The following is a 17,746-nucleotide window of genomic DNA, read 5'->3' as shown; positions in this document are numbered from 1 at the left end:
AACCAAAAGAGACCGTTACACCGTTCGCGTAATCTTATCCAACTTACTATAATCCATTACAATTTTACCTTCCTCATTATGGTAATGCATTTTTTCAAACTTTGCATCCATTTCTATATCCTCATCCTGATAGCTCGTGCGAGTATGAATCGTTTGGGAAAATGTATCATCAAATGCCTTAAGCATAACGAAAACTTCGACCTCTGCCTGTTGTAATTCCGTTAACGATTTTTCGTATAAAGGACTGTCTTCTGTAATAGGGTGTACTAAAGTCCAGTTTAATGACAGGATGCCGATTTTATCACGTTCCAACGCCAAAGGGTAAAACCTTCGGATATGTTTGCCATCAACGGTTTCATTGTACGACATCACCATCTGTACCTCCACCTCAATGAGCTGATTACGGCGTAAGTTAACCAAACGGCACATTAAACCATGGCCTTTTTCATAAGGTGCGATTACCATTTTTTTACTGAAATTTACTTTTGAGGTAGGTCTGCTAAAACGGCCATATAACAAACCTGTTGCCAATGCAAAAGCAAGCAGGCCCAGCATACTTTCGAAAGCAGCCAGAATACTCGTAATAAACCCCTGAGGAGAAATATGGCCATAACCCACCGTAGAAATCGTTTGAGCAGAAAAGAAAAAGGCATCAAAAAACTGATCGCGCAGCGTTAAACCTTTAGCGCCTTCCAAATTCTCGATTCCAACAACATTATATAATACCGCAAATATGGTATTCACAATAAGGTAGGCAATCAGAATAACGAAGAAAAACCTTGGCCAGCTCATGGTGACGAGGCGGGTGTAGGTATCATCGAACTTAAACCAGGGCAGGCCCGTACGCTCAATATTCGCAGAACCATCCGGGTTTAGCATGCGCTGATTTTTCGTTACCGGATTGGATCCGAAACCCAGATCATCATTAAACTGTACTTTTCTTTTAAAGAAAACCATATATTTTAGAAAGATTTTGGAATATTAAAAAACTATGTCAATATTTGCTTTATACAAACATGATCATTAAAAACTTAAATAACAATTGGTGGTGGCATAACGAAATTCGTTAGGCAGATTCTATTGTTATATATTTTAAAATATTTTAAACACAACGAAGAGGATTGCCTGAAAAGCAATCCTTTTTTTATGCAGTTTTTTTAAACGTCGCCATGGTTCGTGTCACCACGAACCTGAATAAACATTAAATGGTTTGTGAAGACACAACCAGCGGAATACAAAACATGAAAAAGATATTAAACCATTTATTTGAGAACAAGAACTTTAGCAGGGAAGAGGCAAAGAACATTTTAATTTCCATTTCAGAAGGTGCATTTAATTCTTCGCAAATTGCTGCTTTTATTACGGCTTATGCCATGCGGAACATTACCGTGCAGGAACTGCAGGGCTTTAGAGATGCCATGCTGGATATGTGCCTAAAGGTAGATCTTTCTGGTTATAATCTCATTGATCTTTGTGGTACAGGAGGTGATGGCAAAGACACTTTTAATATTTCCACCTTATCATCATTTGTAGTAGCGGGGGCGGGGTATCATGTAGCCAAGCATGGTAACTATGGGGTTTCTTCGGGCTGCGGATCATCAAATGTAATGGAATACCTGGGCTATAGCTTTACCAACGATGAAGCTACTTTAAAGCGCAATCTTGATGCTGCGGGAATTTGCTTTTTGCACGCACCGCTGTTTAACCCAGCCATGAAAATTGTAGCACCGATCCGTAAAGAGCTTGGGGTAAAAACATTTTTTAATATGTTGGGACCTATGGTTAATCCCGGGCAGCCTAAATACCAGATGGTAGGTGTTTTTAGTTTAGAACTGGCCCGTTTATATGCTTATTTATACCAGGATACCGATAAAAGTTATACCATTGTGCATGCACTGGAGGGCTATGATGAAGTTTCACTTACCTGCGATGTGAAAACTTTTTCGAATAAGGGAGAGCAGATTTTAACACTCAACGATATGGGATTTGAAAAAGTAAACGTAAATGCCATTAAAGGAGGTGATGCGGTAGCATCATCGGCTAAAATATTTATGGATGTGCTTAATGGCGAGGCGACTGATGTGCAGACCAATGTAGTATTGTGCAACGCGGCATTGGCCATCCGGACTATCAAACCAGAAATGTCTTTTGCAGATTGTTTTTATGAAGCAGAAGAATCGCTCATGAACAAAAAAGCTTTGCACAGTTTTAAACAATTACTGGCATGCTAAGGTTAAAAATTTGTGGAATGCGCTTGGCCGCGAATATTGCTGCGGTAGCCGAGTTGCAGCCAGATTACATGGGCTTTATCTTTTATGAAAAATCACCAAGATTGATCAGTGAGGTTTCGGCAGAACTGATCAGATACATTCCTGCTCAAATTAAAACTGCTGGAGTTTTTGTGAACGAGGATCTAGGAAAGGTAAAAGAAAAAATAAACACATTGAACTTAAAGGCTGTTCAGTTACATGGAGGCGAATCTTCCGAATATTGTGGCGCATTAAAATTAAGTTTTCCCACTGTAGAAGTGATTAAGGCTTTTGGGGTAGACGAAGATTTTGACTTTTCAGCTTTGGAAGCTTATTTAGGTACAATTGATTATTTCTTGTTCGACACCAAAACAAAATTACATGGTGGATCCGGAAAAACATTTAATTGGTCTGTTTTGGACCGATACACTTATACCAAACCCTATTTTTTAAGCGGTGGAATTGATTTGGAACATACCGCTGCCATTAAAAAACTAAACGATGATCGTTTATATGCGTTAGATATTAACAGCCGTTTCGAAACAGAACCAGGTGTGAAAGATGCAGAAAAGATTAAAGAATTTATAAAAGAAATGAATAAGTAGAATATCATGTTACGATTTTAGCTGGAGATAGATCATCATTCGAGCGCAGCCGAGAAATCTACAATGTAAAATATAGATCTCTCTCCCGAACGTTCGGGATTGCACTTCAGTCGGGATGACGGCTACCTTAACGGCTATAAGTATGACATACAGTTGATAATATTATGAAATACAAAGTAAACGAAAAAGGATATTACGGAGATTTTGGAGGTGCGTACATTCCCGAAATGCTTTATCCGAATGTAGAAGAACTGCGTCAGAATTATTTAAAGATCATTGCTGATCCTGATTTCCAGAAGGAATTTCATCAGCTGTTGAAAGACTACGTTGGACGCCCTTCGCCATTGTATCTGGCTAAAAGGTATTCGGAAAGGTATGGAGTCAATATCTTCTTAAAAAGGGAAGACTTAAATCATACCGGAGCGCATAAAATCAACAATACCATCGGGCAGATTTTACTTGCTGAAAAATTAGGTAAAAAACGGATTATTGCCGAAACAGGTGCTGGTCAGCATGGGGTAGCCACAGCAACGGTGTGTGCACTGCGTAACCTGGAGTGCGTGATTTATATGGGTGAAGTGGATATTGAGCGCCAGGCGCCAAATGTGGCCCGTATGAAAATGTTGGGTGCAAAGGTAGTTCCGGCAAGTTCGGGCAGTAAAACTTTGAAAGATGCGACCAATGAAGCCATGCGCGACTGGATCAATAATCCTGTGGATACACATTACATTATCGGTTCAGTTGTTGGTCCACACCCTTATCCAGATATGGTGGCGATTTTCCAATCGATCATCTCTGAAGAGACAAAAAAACAACTGTTGGCGCAAACGGGTAACGATCAGCCTGATTATGTTTTAGCCTGTGTGGGCGGAGGCAGTAATGCCATGGGCATGTTCTACCATTTTATGGATGATGAAAATGTAAAGCTGATCGCTGTTGAAGCAGCAGGTAAAGGTGTATCAAGCGGATTTTCGGCAGCCACAACCTACTTAGGCAACGAAGGCGTTTTACACGGCAGTAGAAGTATTTTAATGCAAACACCAGATGGTCAGGTGGTAGAGCCTCATTCGGTTTCTGCAGGATTGGATTATCCGGGCATTGGCCCACAACATGCACATTTATTCAAAACCGGTCGCGGGCAGTATGTTTCCATTACTGACGAGGAAAGTCTTGAGGCAGGTTTATTGTGTACCAAACTGGAAGGCATTATTCCGGCGATAGAAAGTGCGCATGCGCTGGCTTATTTAGAAAAAATGCAATTCAAAGGTGGCGAAAATGTAGTGGTTTGCCTTTCAGGTCGCGGCGATAAGGATCTGGATACTTATATTAAATATTTTAATCTATAGATAGATTTGAGACGTGAGATATGAGGCAGTAGATTTCCTTGCCCGGTCATCATCTCACATCTCCAATCTCACATCTCAAAAGAAAATGAACAGAATTAAACAACTCTTCCAGGAGAAGAAAAATATATTATCAATTTATTATACTGCCGGTTATCCTAATACTGGCGATACCATTCAGATTGCGGAAGCATTGCAAAAATCAGGCGCAGATATTCTGGAAATTGGTTTTCCTTATTCGGACCCTGTTGCCGATGGACCGGTAATCCAGGCGAGTAGCAAGCAATCTTTAGATCAGGGTATGACACTTAAACTGCTTTTCGAACAGCTGAAAGAATTACGTAAAAACGTAACCATCCCGGTTTTATTAATGGGCTACGTAAATCCGGTTTTGCAGTTTGGCGTAGAAAAATTTTGCGAGGCTTGTGCTGAAGTAGGAGTAGATGGCTGTATCGTGCCAGACTTGCCGATGGTGGAGTATGAGGAGTTTTATAAAGATTGCTTCGAAAAACATAACCTGGCCAATGTATTTTTGATTACTCCTCAAACTGCTGAAGAGCGTATTCGTAAAATAGATGGTTTAACCAATGGATTTATTTATCTGTTATCGTCGTCGGCTACGACAGGTAAAAACTTAGAAGTGGGTAATACTACCGAAGCTTATTTTAGCCGTATCAAAGCAATGGACCTTAAAAATCCAACCATGATCGGCTTCGGGATCAGCGATAAACAAACTTTTGATAAGGCTTGTTCTTATGCCAATGGTGCCATTATCGGTACGGCTTTCGTTAAAGCCATATCCGAAGGAAATTTAGAAGAAAGCATCAGTAATTTTATGAAAAAATTTAAGGATTAAATTTTTATTTCATTAATGATCGTCATCTGATCGAGCATATGCAGTTTAAAAATCGAACATGGATTTTTACCTGACAATATTTCAAAGCTGACGATCATTTTAATGGCCACCATTGTTTACTTCAGATTAAGCTAATAGTTTTTAGCCAATTGAGTAAGATTTTCTGTTCCATTATTCAATATCAGTTGATCAATAATCCCTGAGATCTGCTTCGCATTTTGATAAACCATGAAGTGAGTTCCATAGTTGATCACGAAATCTGGTTTCGCTATTTTGGAATATAGAATTTTATCTTGTGTACCGTGAATATGGTAAATCCTTTCTGGTACAGTTTTGTTTCTCCAACTTAAAATGCTTCCAATTGCCCACTTTAGAAAATTAGGATCGGTATCTTTTATAATCCTATTCAGTAATATTTTCTCATTTGACGATTTTGTACCGAAAAAATAGTGCTGTGTAAGTTTGTTCGATGCTTTTAGAAATTTAGCTGGAATAAATTTTAGTAGTTTCAGTTTTCCGGCAAAGCGGTATAATCCTGGCAGATGGCTGCTTAACACCGTGCTTGAAATAATAATTGTTGCTACAGGTTTTAATCGTTTGGCCATTTCTACTGCAATCATTCCACCAAAAGATACGCCTACCAGAGCAAATGGCCGGCTGGTATCGATAATTTGGCTAAGGCGTTCAGCATAAGCTTCAAGTGACTCATTTTTATGAGGATCTATCCAGTCAATATGGATAACTGTGATCTTTTCACTCAGCTTTAATCGGGAAAAAATCCTTTGATCAGCACCGAGGCCGCTAATGAAATACGTATTCATTAAGCTGGTAAATTCCAGTCAATTGGTTTAAGGTTGTTTTGCACCAATAACTGATTTGCCTTCGAAAAATGTTTCGATCCGAAGAAGCCATTGTATGCAGAAAATGGTGATGGGTGAGCTGCAGTCAAAACATAATGCTTTTGCTGATCGATTAAAGCCGCCTTTTGCTGCGCATATTTACCCCACAATAAAAATACAATATGTTCTCGCTTTTGAGATAAAGCCTTAATAATTTCATCCGTAAAATTTTCCCATCCCTGGTTTTGGTGTGAGCCGGCTTCTGAAGCACGAACGGTTAAAGTGGCATTTAATAGCAGTACACCTTGTTCTGCCCAGTGCGTTAAGTAACCGTGATTTGGCGTTTTAAAACCTTCAATATCAGTTTCCAGTTCTTTGTATATATTTTTTAATGAGGGCGGGACTGCAACACCACGTTGCACAGAAAAAGAAAGGCCATGCGCCTGGCCAACCCCATGGTAAGGATCCTGACCTAAAATCACCACTTTAACCTCATCAAATGGAGTAGTATTCAATGCATTGAATATGTCTGCACCCTTTGGATAAATAGTTGCACCTCTTTGCTTCTCCTCCTGTAAAAAAGCTTTCAGTTTTATCATATAGTCTTTTTCAAATTCTTCTTCTAAAACGGCTAACCATCCTGGTTCTAATGCTGCTGACATAATGCTGATGTATATATTAATGTAAGATGTATGAGGTAAAATGGATTTGGGGTAATGTCTGTAAACGAATTTTAGTCAATGGTTTGATAGATTATAGTTGATCGTTAGTGTTGATAAACATAAGCCAATAGGTTATCGATTATCAAACATTTGGGCGATGATAAATATCAAACTATGAACCTCGAACCAAAAAATGCTTTAAAAGTTTAAGACTTTTTCTGGTATATGGCCAATAAATCTCCTTCAAGCGTAGTTTTAGGCCCTTCGGTAATCCGTCCTAATTCTTTACCTTTTTTATCAAAAACAATGAAAGTTGGCACTCTTACAATATCCAATCCATTCAGTATGCCATTTTCAGCCTTTTTGTTTCCATCAACTGCGATAATTTCTACATTTTTCTCTTTAAACTGCAGGGCGTCTAAAATTTTAAGAAAGTTTGGTACATTAGCCTTGCTGTCGCCACACCATGTTCCTAAAACAATCTTGATTTTTTCATTCTTGATCAGCTTTTTCAGTTCGATCATTGTTGCTGCATCTGGCACATATGCTGCGTAAAGCGGATCGTACATTTCCTTAAATTCAGGGAAAGTGGTAATGCCCTCGCGCGTGCAGGCATTGATTAATATATCTTTGTTGTGTACTTCGTCGTGTATTTTCTTGTTCAGGTCTTGTGCAGAAACGTTCATTGCAAATATGATTAGGGTTATGGAGAAGAAGATTTTCATAGTTAGTATATGTTTTTTTGAGCTTTTAAATTTTTATTGAAATTATTGTTTTAAAATCTAATTTGTGCCATTTAAACACGATATTTGCAAAAAAAAATAATTAGGATAAAATTTATGCCAAATATCATCAGATTAATTGCGGGGTTTGCTTTACTGGGTGGCGCAGTAGCTTTATTTATTTTCGGTTTCTGGCCATGGGGTATTATTGCCATTTTATTGGGGATAATTGTACTGATAACTTATTTCTTTAATGAAAACATGCTTTTAGCACAATGGTTTCTTAGAAAAGATAACATGCCCAAAGCAAAAATGTTTTTAGACCGTATTACCAATTATGAAACGCAGTTGATTAAAGTTCAGCACGGTTATTATAATTTGTTGATCGGGTTAATTGAAAGCAGAACAGCGCCTATGCAGAGTGAGAAGTATTTCAAGAAATCGCTTGCATTGGGTATGCAGATGGATCATAATATTGCTTTGGCAAAATTAAGTTTAGCAGGTATTGCAATGGCTAAACGTAATAAACGCGAAGCAACGATGTACCTGGCAGAAGCTAAAAAAGCAGATAAGAATAAATTGCTTGCCGATCAGATTAAACAAATGAAAGATCAGATGGGTATGATGGACAAACAGCAGCAAGTTCGTTACAGATAGTATTGATCACATCTCTTTATAAAGCCATTTCAAATTGAGATGGCTTTTTTATTGGATTAAATCTTAATGTACTTGGTTTTTTGCATAGATTTTCTACGCTATGATAACAATGTTGTTTTTAGGAAGTGAGCGTTTAATGGTTCTTGGCAGCTTGCAGCCCCGCTTTCGCTTATAGTCCTCTCCCGATGGAATGTCAGGATCCGGGCTATTCCGCTCTATTCGATTAGGAATAAGGGCTTTTGTGCTAGGCAACCCCTAAAATAAAATAACGTGCTAATGCGGATGCGGTTAGCAATTGTTGTAAGACTGCTTTATCGTTCCTTCTCGCAATGCAGACTTTTTACAAAGGATTATCATTACGCATAAAATCAAAACCAAATTCTACTTTCCATTGTAGTTTATATAAAATTTAAATACTATGGCAACATCACAAGAGGGGAGTACAAACAATACTCAGGAAGAAAATAATATCCAGGATTTGGGCGGTAAAGAAGCTGTTGAAAAACTGAGAACATTAGCCGAAAAAGCTGAAAGCTGCTTTTTTTGTACCAATATTAAAACAGGCGTACCTTTATCAGTAAGGCCAATGGCCATTCAGCAGATTGATGACGAAGGTAATATCTGGTTTATGAGTATGAAAGACAGTCATAAAAATGAAGAGATTTCTGCCGATCCTTTCACACATTTATTGTTTCAGGCAGGTGCCCATTCCGGTTTCGTCAATATTTATGGTATTTCAGAAATCAGCAGAGATCAGGCCAAAATCGATGAACTTTGGAGTCCGTTTATTAAAACCTGGTTTCAAGGCGGGAAAGATGATCCGAACATCACGTTGATCAAAGTGATTCCATCAGAAGGCTATTATTGGGATACCAAGCACGGAACAGCCGTTGCATTTTTGAAAATGGCAGCATCCGTAATTACCGGAAAAACGATGGATGATTCTGTAGAAGGAACGTTGGATATTGATTAGAGAGGTTAACTGTTTAAAATGATAAGGCCAATCGTTATGCTGAGTTCATTTCAGCATCGATCTCATAGACCCTGAAATAAATCCGATAATTATCGGATCAGGGTGACGTAAAAGCTACTTATCTCCTAAATAATCAAAACCTTCGAAGTCTTCTCTTTGCGCTCTCTTGCTTAAGATATCATCTTCTTCAGCTTGTACTCTTGAGAAGAACAAAGCTTCGGCCTGGATCCTTTTTATTAATTGGCGAACCAATGTTAAATCGAAAGCATCTTTGCTCAATTTGATGCAATATTCTCTTTCGTTGATTTCTAAACTTGACGTATTCATATGGCAAATGATTTTTAATTATCGATTGCTGTAAATATAGAAAAGGCTTGCTAAACAATTGTTAGCAAGCCTTTTAAGTTTATGTTACGTTTTTGTTAAAAATCGGCAGATATATTACCTGTAGATTAACAAATGAACTATTTATATGAGAGGAATAAGCCATCGTCTGTTTTAGACACTTTTAAAATGCCCTTACCAGTTAATGCTTTGAGGGTAGTATCCCATTTTTTATTGCTCCAGTCGGTTAGTTTTGCTTTTACATCCGCTAAAGGGTATTGTTCACCTTCAGCAATTAAAGCACATAGCTCAGTTTCTTCCGGAGTCATTTCAATTTTCTTTTTTTCCGGACGCATCTGTGGGAAGAAAAGAACCTCCTGAATGGTACTTTGGTTGGTCATTAACATAACCAAACGATCGATACCAATACCTAAACCTGATGTTGGCGGCATACCATATTCTAAAGCGCGCACAAAATCATCATCCATCGCCATCGCTTCATCATCACCACGCGCAGCTAATTTTAACTGATCTTCCAAACGTTCTTTCTGGTCAATCGGATCATTTAATTCCGAATAGGCATTGGCAATTTCCTTACCATTCACAAACAGTTCAAAACGCTCTACCAAACCTTCGGCAGTACGGTGTTTTTTAGCCAGCGGTGTCATTTCGATCGGGTAATCGGTAATGTAGGTGGGCTGGATTAAATTCGCTTCAACTTTGGCTCCGAAAATTTCATCGATTAACTTACCTCGGCCCATGGTATCATCAATTTCTATATCCAGATTTCTGCAGGTTTGTGCAATTTCATCCTCGGTCATTGCAGAAACATCTATTCCTGTATATTTCTGGATGGATTCGTACATGGTCAGTTTTTCGTAAGGTCCTTCGAAGTTAATTTCGTTAGCACCAACTTTTACCACAGCAGAACCTGTTGTTGCAACAGCTACTTTTTCTAAGCATTCTTCCACCATTGCCATCATCCAGATATAATCTTTATAGGCAACATAAATTTCCATTGAGGTAAATTCAGGGTTATGGGTACGGTCCATTCCTTCATTGCGGAACATTTTACCAAACTCATACACACCGTCGAAACCAGCAACGATCAGTCTTTTCAAATAAAGCTCATTTGCAATGCGCAAATAAAGCGGCATATCTAAAGTATTGTGGTGTGTAGCAAACGGACGTGCCGCTGCACCACCATGAATGGGTTGTAGGATAGGGGTTTCCACTTCCATCCAGCCCTGGTTATCGAAATAACTGCGCATGGTGTTAATTACCTTGCTGCGTTTGATGAAAATCTGTTTGTAATCAGGATTTACTGTTAAATCCACATAACGCATACGGTAGCGCAATTCGGGATTGGTAAATCCATCATATACGTTTCCTTCATCATCACGTTTTACGATTGGTAGTGGGCGTAATGACTTAGAAAGTACCTTAAATTCAGTTACATGAATAGAAATTTCACCTGTTTGTGTAGTAAATACATATCCTTTAACCCCAATGAAATCGCCGATATCTAAAAGTTTTTTAAATACCGTGTTGTATAGTGTTTTATCTTCGCCAGGACAAAGTTCATCACGCTTTAAGTAGATCTGAATCCTCCCGGTAGCATCCTGTAACTCCGTAAAGGATGCAGCACCCATAATATTCCGGCTCATAATTCTTCCGGCCAATACTACTGTCTTGTATGCTGTCTTATCTACTTCATAATTAGCTAATATATCTGCTGCGTAAGCATTTACTTCATAAGCTTCTGCAGGATATGGCTCAATGCCTAATGCACGTAATTGTTTTAGCGACTCACGTCGTAATTGCTCTTGTTCTGATAATCCTATACTCATTTCGGGTATTTTTTGCAAAAGTAAGAATTTGCAATGTGTTTATTATTGTAATGGAGATCATTTCAAACGTCATTTTTTGAAAAGACACCTTGGTGCAAAGATAAGAAAGGGATTGTAATTAATAAATGCTTTATATGATATAAAAATCCCAAAGGCGGCTTTAGGTCTTTGTTACTGCACTTATTGCAATGGGCAAAGAGCATCTAAACACATTTCATCATGCTTATGCATCAGGCATAGGTGAGCAGATTTCAATTAAAAATCCATTAATGTCTTGAATATAGGCTACAGCCTGCCCCCATGGTTTTATTTTCATTTTCTCAAGGGGAATAGCGCCGAGTTCTACCGCTTGTGTAAAAACCATTTCTACATTTTCAGTTGTAAAGCCTAACTCTATACCGAAGGGTTTTTGGCCCTTGATGCTTTGCTGAAAGCCACCCGGTAAGTTGGAGTTTGCGAGTTTTACATCAGCAAATGATATTGCTGTATCCCCACTAAGCAGTTCTCCATAATCGTTTTCAGGGGTTATGAATTTCCGCTTCAAGCCAAATGCCTTTTCATAAAATTCGATCGATTCAGTCACGTTTTTAACGTAGAGTATTGTGTAACTAAATTTTACCATGATTTTTTTTTTTTTTTTCAAAGATACTTCCTGTCTAAGAATTGACTTTGGAAAAATGCGACAAAATCTATAGTTTGGAAGGAGCTGATCCTGTAAACCTTTTTATTTCCTTTGTGAGATGGGCATGATCGTAGTACCCGGATTCGAAAGCTATTTCAGCTAAGCATTTACGTGAAGTATTATTTTTAATTATCCGGTTGGCAAACCGGTAGCGAACGACGCTTATAAAATCTTTAGGACTTACGCCAACCAAATTTTTAAAATTTCTTTCTAATTGCCTGGGCGATGTAAAGTATTTCTTTGCAAGTTCACCGACTTTTAACTGGCCATTTAGTTCCTCAATATCTTTAATTATCGGCAAAATCGAATATTTGGGCGGAGAGAGCTTACGAAGAAAAAAACGATCGAGATAGGCTGAAGTATTTTTATCAATAGCGTGAACTAAAGGCAGATCCATATTTTCAAGTTCAATACTTTGATTAGTAAATTCGTGTAATGAAGAAAGTTTAAAAAAACAGGAAAGTGCTGCCGGTTTAAATCGAATACCCAGAATTTTTGATTTACCTATGGTCTGATATTCTTTAAAATGCATCATCATGCCGATAAGATAAGTAGTTTCACTTTTCATCAATACGCTTCCCGTTTCGGTTCGGTAATCATCCTCAATATTGAAGATAATATCTACACATCCATCAGGTAGAATTTTGGTTCTGTGAAGCGCATTTCAGTAATTTCTGATATCCAATAGGCATCTATATAGTGCTTTAAGGCCGGATGCGGCTGTATTTCAAAGTAGCCCATTAAGTTTACAGGTTACTCCGCTTCCACACCTTCCTCATACATTTCTTCAATCGCCTCTGCATATTTCTTTTCTACAATCCGGCGTTTAACTTTCATAGTAGGGGTGATTTCTCCTTCATCAATATTGAAAGGGTTGCGCTTGATCTTAAAGTTTTTAATGCGTTCAAATTTGGCCAGTTCGTTGGATATTTTTTTGATGTCCTGCTCCATCCAGGCTATAATTTCGGGATTGCTGATAAAAGGATCGGCTTCTTCAAAAAATGAAGGTTTAAGTTTAAAGGTCTCTTCTAAAGTTTCCCTATTTGGGATAATGATCGCCGTAATAAACTCTCTTTTATCTCCAATCAAAAAGAGTTGATCAATTTTTGGGCTTTTTAAATAAATATTTTCTACCGGAGTAGGATATACGTTTTTGCCGTAGGCATTTACGATCATATTTTTCAAACGGTCCGTGATCTGAAGATTACCCTTATAAAACCGGCCAATATCACCCGTATGGAACCACATATCCTTATCTATGGCTTCGGCTGTTTCGGCAGGTTTATTAAAATAACCTTTCATTACGCAGTGCCCACGTACAATTACTTCACCCTCTGCACATTCAAAATCTTCGCTAAAAGTATGGTGGGTTTGAATGCTGATCATTTCTTTACGCTCTACATCCTGTATACCTACTTCAATCCCTGGAATAACACGTCCAACGGTACCATATACCTGTCTGTGGTATTCAGTAACCGACATTACCGGCGAAGTTTCGGTTAAACCAAAACCCTCTAATATCTTAATGCCGAGATCGCCAAAAAACTCACCCACATTTTTAGGGAGTGCAGCCCCGCCCGAAATCATAAATTTTAAACGGCCACCCGTTTTTTCCTTAATCTTGCTGAATACCAGTTTCTCTGCAATTCCTTTTTTTGCTGATAGGATCAAACCTGGGTTTTCACCGGCCTCTTTTGTTAGCCTGTACTTATTGCCAATTTCCAGTGCCCAGGTAAATATTTTCGCTTTTGTGCCGCCGCCTGCAGTACCACCTTTAATTGCTTTGTCATGTATGCGTTCCAATAATCGCGGCACACAACTCATTACGGTAGGACGAACTTCGCCCATGTTTTTGGCCAATAACTCTAAACTTTGTGCAAACGCTATTTTACAGCCCTGGGCGCAGCAAACATGGTAAGTTGCGGTACGTTCGAAAACGTGCGATAACGGTAAGAAAGAAAGAAAGGTTTCAGTTTGATCGATTACCGGAATCTGCTGCAAACACACCTCTACGTTTTTTACAAAATTATAGTGGGTAAGCATCACACCCTTCGGAGTTCCTGTTGTTCCAGAAGTATAAATTAATGAGGAAACATCCTGCGGAAGTACAAGGCTCCTGCATTGGTCAATTTCGGCCCTTTCGGCTGCCGTAATTTGATGTTTAAGCGCTAAGATATCAGAAAAAGCAATTACTTCTACATTTACATCTGCCGGTATCGTAACCTTTTCAAAATCTTTGAAAGCAGGAATGATATATTTTAATTCTTTACAATTTGCCGCAACTTTTAAAACCTTGCGGTAAAGAAAATTATTCCCAACCAGAATAGCTTTTATGCCCGAATCGTTAATAATATAGGCTACTTCCTGTTCGGAAAGTGTTGGATAAATAGAGACATTAATTACCCCAATTTGCTGAATACCCTGGTCATAATAGACATATTCCGGAGAATTCTCAATCATTAAACCCAAACGATCGCCTTTTTTAATCCCTTTTTCAAGAAAAAATGCAGAAACTGCATCCGCTCGTTTTAAAGTATCTTCATAAGAAATTTCTGCCCATTCTGCTCCCTGTTTGTGGATTAAGAAGGTTTCCTGAGGTTTGTGGATATTTTTAACAACATTCCGCAATAAGGTTGGAACAGTTGAAAATTCGTTTATTAATGGCATGCTCGTAATTGGTTCGCTGATAATAATTAACAATTATAATGCTTTTTGGTTTAATAATGGCAACTGTATCATCAACCTGCCCCAAAATTTTTTTTAAAATAAAATTTAATAGCCTGTAAAATATCGTCAGAAAAACGGACACTGGCTTCGTTGAAAAGCTGATGTAAATACCTGATTTTAGGTAGATGAATATAGTGGTTTCCCGTTATTTTTAATGCAGGGTTGCCAAATTATTGGTTATGGCATTACAGTTGCAAATCTGCATTTCAGAACTCAAAAATTAAAAATTGTATGATGAAAAAACCAATAAAAAGATTAACTATGGTAGTTAAAGGATGTGCATTTGCTTTAATAGTAGGTTTGGTGTTGCAACTTACGGCTTGCTCTAAAAATAACGATATTAACCCGAGCGATGAAGAGATCTTAAGCAAAAAAATTGAGGATATTATTCCGCAAAAGTATGTGGATAGCTTGACCAAATTAGGTTTTACCATAAATAAGGGTACTACGCCCCCAAATATTGATGGCGCATACTTATTTAAGCCTTTTACCATAAAAAGCAGTAACATACCCAACGATCCCTATCAGCCAGGATATGTGCTTAATGATGGGGTAATTAAACTTTATGAGCAAAGTACTACTGATTTCAGCATTAAAATGTTAGGGAAAAACTTTATTGGTGCAGCAGATACCAGTGTGGTAACTGCCATTAGTGGAGGTGGAAATAAATTTACCGTTTACGGGAAGGTGAAAGCTTACAGAAACGGTGGATATAGTTTTTACGCTTTTTTAATGTCAGGAGAAAAAGATGGCAATAACATTAAAAGCGGAATTGCGGGGATCATAAACATCGACGATTCTCATGCCGGATTTGGTACCATTGCAGAGGGACAAGGCAGGGTTGCATTTGATGGTGACTATACTTCTGAACCTACAGACTTCAGTAGCAAAATGGCCGTGATTACCGAAAGAGGTATCATGAGCAATAAACCATTCCAACTCAAATAACAAAAAAAAGTGGCTCGGAAAATCTCCAAAGCCGCTTTCTTTTTAATTCTAATTTTATACAGAGAAACTCTCTCCACAACCGCAGGTACGACTTGCATTTGGATTTACAAAATTGAAACCCTTTCCGTTCAAACCGTCGGTAAAATCTAATTCAGTTCCGGCCAAGTATAGGAAAGATTTCATATCTAAAGCAATTTTAATTCCTTTATCTTCAAAAAACTGATCCCCTTTTTGTTCCTCGTTATCGAAATCTAAATTGTATGATAAACCAGAGCAACCGCCACCTTTTACTGAAACACGTAAAAAGTAATCAGAACCCATTTCCGAATCCTGCATTAAGTGCTCAATTTTGTCTTTTGCCTTATCTGTTATTGTAATCATAGTAATAAAGATTTGTGATTTAAGAGATGAAATTTGAGAAGTATTTGTGCGCCTAAGTTAGCTGGCCTCACATCTCAAATCTATTGTCTCACATCTAGTCTAGTGGTGTGATTTTTCCAGCGCAATCGCTTCTAAGCCATTTTTAACACGGTAGTCGTTGATGGCAGATTTAATTGCATCCTCTGCCAATACTGAACAGTGGATTTTTACTGGTGGTAATGCCAATTCTTCCACAATGTCCATGTTATCAATAGCCAATGCCTCATCAATTGTTTTTCCTTTTAACCATTCTGTTGCTAAAGATGAAGAAGCAATAGCCGAACCGCAACCAAATGTTTTAAATTTAGCATCGGTAATAACGTTGTCTTCTCCAACCTCAATTTGCAAGCGCATTACGTCGCCACACTCAGGTGCACCAACTAACCCGGTGCCTACAAATTTACTGTCTTTATTTAAAGTACCTACATTACGCGGGTTATTGTAATGATCAATTACTTTTTCTGAATATGCCATGTTTTCTATTTATTAAGCCTCCTTTCGGAGCAAATTTTTAAATTATCTGTTTGGCGTTAGGCGTTCTGCGTATGGCAGTAGGCGTCTAACGTTCCACCTTTAACCTTCAAGCCTTCAACCTTTCTTAGTGTTCTGCCCACTCAATTTTGCTCAAATCGATTCCTTCCTTGAACATTTCCCAAAGTGGAGAAAGTTCTCTCAGGTGATTAACCGCTTTTTGAGTTACTTCAATGGCCTGGTCTATCTCTTCTTCAGTAGTAAACCTTCCTAAACCGTAACGGATAGAAGAGTGTGCGAGATCATCAGATAAACCTAAGCTTTTCAATACATATGATGGTTCTAAAGATGCTGAAGTACAAGCTGATCCTGAAGATACTGCCAAATCACTCATCGCCATCATTAAACCTTCACCCTCGACATATTTGAAAGAAATATTAGCTACATGTGGCAAACGGTGTTGTGTGTTACCATTAACATAGCTTTCTTCCATTTGGCTTAAAGTAGATTCTAATTTATCGCGCAAAGCTGATAAACGGATGGCCTCGCTTTCCATTTCTAACCGGCAAAGTTCACAAGCTTTACCTAAGCCTACAATACCAGGAACGTTTAAGGTACCTGAACGCATACCGCGCTCGTGGCCACCGCCATCCATTTGGGCAGTAACTTTAACCCTTGGGTTTTTACGGCGAACATAAAGTGCACCAACACCTTTCGGACCGTACATTTTGTGTGCAGAGAAAGCCATTAAGTCAATGCCATCAGCATTTACATCAACCGGAATTTTACCGACTGCCTGTGTAGCATCAGTCATAAATAAAGCACCATGTTTATGTGCAATGGCTGCAATTTCTTTAACGGGCTGAATTACACCAATTTCATTATTGCCATACATAATTGAAACTAAAATCGTTTCAGGAGTCATGGCCGCTTCCAGTTCAGCTAGATCAATTAAACCGTCTTCTTTAACACCTAGATAAGTAACGCGTGCGCCATTTTTTTCTAAGTGTTTACAGGTATCTAAAACTGCTTTATGTTCAGTAACTGCAGTAATAATGTGGTTACCTTTTTCTTTATACATTTCAAATACACCTTTAATCGCCAGGTTATCGGCTTCAGTAGCACCTGATGTAAAAATAATTTCTTTTTCAGTACAGCCGATTAATTTGGCTACCTCCTCGCGGGCATAATCTACGCCCTCTTCAGCCACCCATCCAAAAGCGTGGTTACGGCTTGCGGCGTTTCCAAATTTTTCAGTAAAGTAAGGTAGCATGGCTTCCAGCACACGTGGATCTAACGGTGTTGTAGCATTATTATCTAAATATATCGGCTGTTTCATCTCTATTCTGTTAATTATAATACAAAGATACGAAAAAACTTATTTAACAATTATAAATAATAGCTATGAGCTTATAGAG

General features: G+C 38.3%; 19 protein-coding genes. 7 read left to right on the top strand and 12 right to left on the bottom strand.

The window, feature by feature from the left end:
• Positions 1 to 15: 15 nt before the first annotated feature.
• A complete protein-coding gene (locus tag ACIQXP_RS14530) occupies positions 16 to 957 on the bottom strand; it encodes an ion channel (protein WP_293741301.1) in 942 nt (313 codons plus the stop codon).
• 284 nt (positions 958 to 1,241) lie between these two features.
• On the opposite strand from ACIQXP_RS14530, the gene trpD reads away from it, so the two are divergent.
• The 4 genes from trpD (at position 1,242) to trpA (ending at position 5,053) form a co-directional block, all read left to right on the top strand.
• On the top strand, positions 1,242 to 2,231 hold the full coding sequence (gene trpD / locus ACIQXP_RS14525) for an anthranilate phosphoribosyltransferase (protein WP_293741300.1): 990 nt from the start codon (positions 1,242 to 1,244) through the stop codon (positions 2,229 to 2,231).
• Complete coding sequence (locus ACIQXP_RS14520) at positions 2,225 to 2,854, top strand: phosphoribosylanthranilate isomerase (protein ID WP_293741299.1); 630 nt, start codon at positions 2,225 to 2,227, stop codon at positions 2,852 to 2,854. Before trpD ends, ACIQXP_RS14520 begins: the two co-directional genes overlap by 7 nt.
• A gap of 164 nt (positions 2,855 to 3,018) precedes the next feature.
• Positions 3,019 to 4,200: a tryptophan synthase subunit beta gene (trpB, locus tag ACIQXP_RS14515; RefSeq protein WP_208864448.1), complete on the top strand. Its 1,182-nt coding sequence runs from the start codon at positions 3,019 to 3,021 to the stop codon at positions 4,198 to 4,200.
• 85 nt (positions 4,201 to 4,285) lie between these two features.
• Positions 4,286 to 5,053, top strand: coding sequence for a tryptophan synthase subunit alpha (gene trpA / locus ACIQXP_RS14510; RefSeq protein ID WP_293741298.1), 768 nt, complete (start codon positions 4,286 to 4,288; stop codon positions 5,051 to 5,053).
• Between the two features lie 131 nt (positions 5,054 to 5,184).
• Here the strand turns inward: trpA and ACIQXP_RS14505 are convergent, their stop codons facing one another.
• The 3 genes from ACIQXP_RS14505 to ACIQXP_RS14495 form a co-directional block, all read right to left on the bottom strand.
• Entirely contained in the window at positions 5,185 to 5,874 is a 690-nt protein-coding gene (locus ACIQXP_RS14505) for an alpha/beta hydrolase (RefSeq protein WP_293741297.1), read from the bottom strand.
• Positions 5,874 to 6,554: a uracil-DNA glycosylase gene (ung, locus tag ACIQXP_RS14500; protein WP_387505805.1), complete on the bottom strand. Its 681-nt coding sequence runs from the start codon at positions 6,552 to 6,554 to the stop codon at positions 5,874 to 5,876. Before ung ends, ACIQXP_RS14505 begins: the two co-directional genes overlap by 1 nt.
• Before the next feature lie 206 nt (positions 6,555 to 6,760).
• Complete coding sequence (locus tag ACIQXP_RS14495; RefSeq protein WP_293741295.1) at positions 6,761 to 7,279, bottom strand: thioredoxin family protein; 519 nt, start codon at positions 7,277 to 7,279, stop codon at positions 6,761 to 6,763.
• Between the two features lie 114 nt (positions 7,280 to 7,393).
• Between ACIQXP_RS14495 and ACIQXP_RS14490 the strand changes: the two genes are divergently transcribed.
• Together ACIQXP_RS14490 and ACIQXP_RS14485 are read left to right on the top strand one after the other, a co-directional pair.
• A complete protein-coding gene (locus ACIQXP_RS14490; protein WP_090987690.1) occupies positions 7,394 to 7,933 on the top strand; it encodes a hypothetical protein in 540 nt (179 codons plus the stop codon).
• Between the two features lie 418 nt (positions 7,934 to 8,351).
• Entirely contained in the window at positions 8,352 to 8,906 is a 555-nt protein-coding gene (locus ACIQXP_RS14485) for a pyridoxamine 5'-phosphate oxidase family protein (RefSeq protein WP_205056040.1), read from the top strand.
• A gap of 114 nt (positions 8,907 to 9,020) precedes the next feature.
• Here ACIQXP_RS14485 and ACIQXP_RS14480 read toward each other — a convergent pair whose 3' ends face one another.
• From ACIQXP_RS14480 to ACIQXP_RS14460, 5 genes are all read right to left on the bottom strand, one after another.
• The gene (locus tag ACIQXP_RS14480) at positions 9,021 to 9,233 is read right to left on the bottom strand and encodes a hypothetical protein (protein WP_090496044.1); all 213 of its coding nucleotides are present in this window, start codon (positions 9,231 to 9,233) and stop codon (positions 9,021 to 9,023) included.
• A gap of 137 nt (positions 9,234 to 9,370) precedes the next feature.
• Positions 9,371 to 11,080, bottom strand: a complete 1,710-nt coding sequence (gene lysS, locus ACIQXP_RS14475; protein WP_387505804.1) for a lysine--tRNA ligase — start codon at positions 11,078 to 11,080, stop codon at positions 9,371 to 9,373.
• A 223-nt stretch (positions 11,081 to 11,303) separates the two neighbouring features.
• Complete coding sequence (locus ACIQXP_RS14470) at positions 11,304 to 11,702, bottom strand: VOC family protein (protein WP_387505803.1); 399 nt, start codon at positions 11,700 to 11,702, stop codon at positions 11,304 to 11,306.
• Between the two features lie 67 nt (positions 11,703 to 11,769).
• Positions 11,770 to 12,405: a DUF6597 domain-containing transcriptional factor gene (locus ACIQXP_RS14465; RefSeq protein WP_387505855.1), complete on the bottom strand. Its 636-nt coding sequence runs from the start codon at positions 12,403 to 12,405 to the stop codon at positions 11,770 to 11,772.
• Positions 12,406 to 12,515: 110 nt separating this feature from the next.
• A complete protein-coding gene (locus ACIQXP_RS14460) occupies positions 12,516 to 14,429 on the bottom strand; it encodes an AMP-dependent synthetase/ligase (RefSeq protein ID WP_387505802.1) in 1,914 nt (637 codons plus the stop codon).
• Between the two features lie 291 nt (positions 14,430 to 14,720).
• Here ACIQXP_RS14460 and ACIQXP_RS14455 point away from each other — a divergent pair, with 291 nt between their 5' ends.
• A complete protein-coding gene (locus tag ACIQXP_RS14455) occupies positions 14,721 to 15,437 on the top strand; it encodes a hypothetical protein (protein WP_387505801.1) in 717 nt (238 codons plus the stop codon).
• A gap of 54 nt (positions 15,438 to 15,491) precedes the next feature.
• Here the strand turns inward: ACIQXP_RS14455 and ACIQXP_RS14450 are convergent, their stop codons facing one another.
• The 3 genes from ACIQXP_RS14450 to ACIQXP_RS14440 form a co-directional block, all read right to left on the bottom strand.
• Positions 15,492 to 15,818: a HesB/IscA family protein gene (locus ACIQXP_RS14450; RefSeq protein WP_090987437.1), complete on the bottom strand. Its 327-nt coding sequence runs from the start codon at positions 15,816 to 15,818 to the stop codon at positions 15,492 to 15,494.
• Positions 15,819 to 15,917: 99 nt separating this feature from the next.
• Positions 15,918 to 16,331, bottom strand: coding sequence for a Fe-S cluster assembly scaffold IscU (iscU, locus tag ACIQXP_RS14445; RefSeq protein WP_039476200.1), 414 nt, complete (start codon positions 16,329 to 16,331; stop codon positions 15,918 to 15,920).
• A 124-nt stretch (positions 16,332 to 16,455) separates the two neighbouring features.
• A complete protein-coding gene (locus ACIQXP_RS14440) occupies positions 16,456 to 17,667 on the bottom strand; it encodes an IscS subfamily cysteine desulfurase (protein ID WP_090987435.1) in 1,212 nt (403 codons plus the stop codon).
• Positions 17,668 to 17,746 lie beyond the last annotated feature (79 nt).

The organism is Pedobacter suwonensis, assembly GCF_044762335.1.
Classification (GTDB): domain Bacteria; phylum Bacteroidota; class Bacteroidia; order Sphingobacteriales; family Sphingobacteriaceae; genus Pedobacter.
This window is presented reverse-complemented; position numbering and strand designations above follow the sequence as displayed.

Excerpts from the sequence above, each read along its gene's own strand:
- ACIQXP_RS14530 (WP_293741301.1), bottom strand. The coding sequence starts at position 957 with ATGGTTTTCTTTAAAAGAAAAGTACAGTTTAATGATGATCTGGGTTTC.
- trpD (WP_293741300.1), top strand. The coding sequence starts at position 1,242 with ATGAAAAAGATATTAAACCATTTATTTGAGAACAAGAACTTTAGCAGG.
- ACIQXP_RS14520 (WP_293741299.1), top strand. The coding sequence starts at position 2,225 with ATGCTAAGGTTAAAAATTTGTGGAATGCGCTTGGCCGCGAATATTGCT.
- trpB (WP_208864448.1), top strand. The coding sequence starts at position 3,019 with ATGAAATACAAAGTAAACGAAAAAGGATATTACGGAGATTTTGGAGGT.
- trpA (WP_293741298.1), top strand. The coding sequence starts at position 4,286 with ATGAACAGAATTAAACAACTCTTCCAGGAGAAGAAAAATATATTATCA.
- ACIQXP_RS14505 (WP_293741297.1), bottom strand. The coding sequence starts at position 5,874 with ATGAATACGTATTTCATTAGCGGCCTCGGTGCTGATCAAAGGATTTTT.
- ung (WP_387505805.1), bottom strand. The coding sequence starts at position 6,554 with ATGTCAGCAGCATTAGAACCAGGATGGTTAGCCGTTTTAGAAGAAGAA.
- ACIQXP_RS14495 (WP_293741295.1), bottom strand. The coding sequence starts at position 7,279 with ATGAAAATCTTCTTCTCCATAACCCTAATCATATTTGCAATGAACGTT.
- ACIQXP_RS14490 (WP_090987690.1), top strand. The coding sequence starts at position 7,394 with ATGCCAAATATCATCAGATTAATTGCGGGGTTTGCTTTACTGGGTGGC.
- ACIQXP_RS14485 (WP_205056040.1), top strand. The coding sequence starts at position 8,352 with ATGGCAACATCACAAGAGGGGAGTACAAACAATACTCAGGAAGAAAAT.
- ACIQXP_RS14480 (WP_090496044.1), bottom strand. The coding sequence starts at position 9,233 with ATGAATACGTCAAGTTTAGAAATCAACGAAAGAGAATATTGCATCAAA.
- lysS (WP_387505804.1), bottom strand. The coding sequence starts at position 11,080 with ATGAGTATAGGATTATCAGAACAAGAGCAATTACGACGTGAGTCGCTA.
- ACIQXP_RS14470 (WP_387505803.1), bottom strand. The coding sequence starts at position 11,702 with ATGGTAAAATTTAGTTACACAATACTCTACGTTAAAAACGTGACTGAA.
- ACIQXP_RS14460 (WP_387505802.1), bottom strand. The coding sequence starts at position 14,429 with ATGCCATTAATAAACGAATTTTCAACTGTTCCAACCTTATTGCGGAAT.
- ACIQXP_RS14455 (WP_387505801.1), top strand. The coding sequence starts at position 14,721 with ATGATGAAAAAACCAATAAAAAGATTAACTATGGTAGTTAAAGGATGT.
- ACIQXP_RS14450 (WP_090987437.1), bottom strand. The coding sequence starts at position 15,818 with ATGATTACAATAACAGATAAGGCAAAAGACAAAATTGAGCACTTAATG.
- iscU (WP_039476200.1), bottom strand. The coding sequence starts at position 16,331 with ATGGCATATTCAGAAAAAGTAATTGATCATTACAATAACCCGCGTAAT.
- ACIQXP_RS14440 (WP_090987435.1), bottom strand. The coding sequence starts at position 17,667 with ATGAAACAGCCGATATATTTAGATAATAATGCTACAACACCGTTAGAT.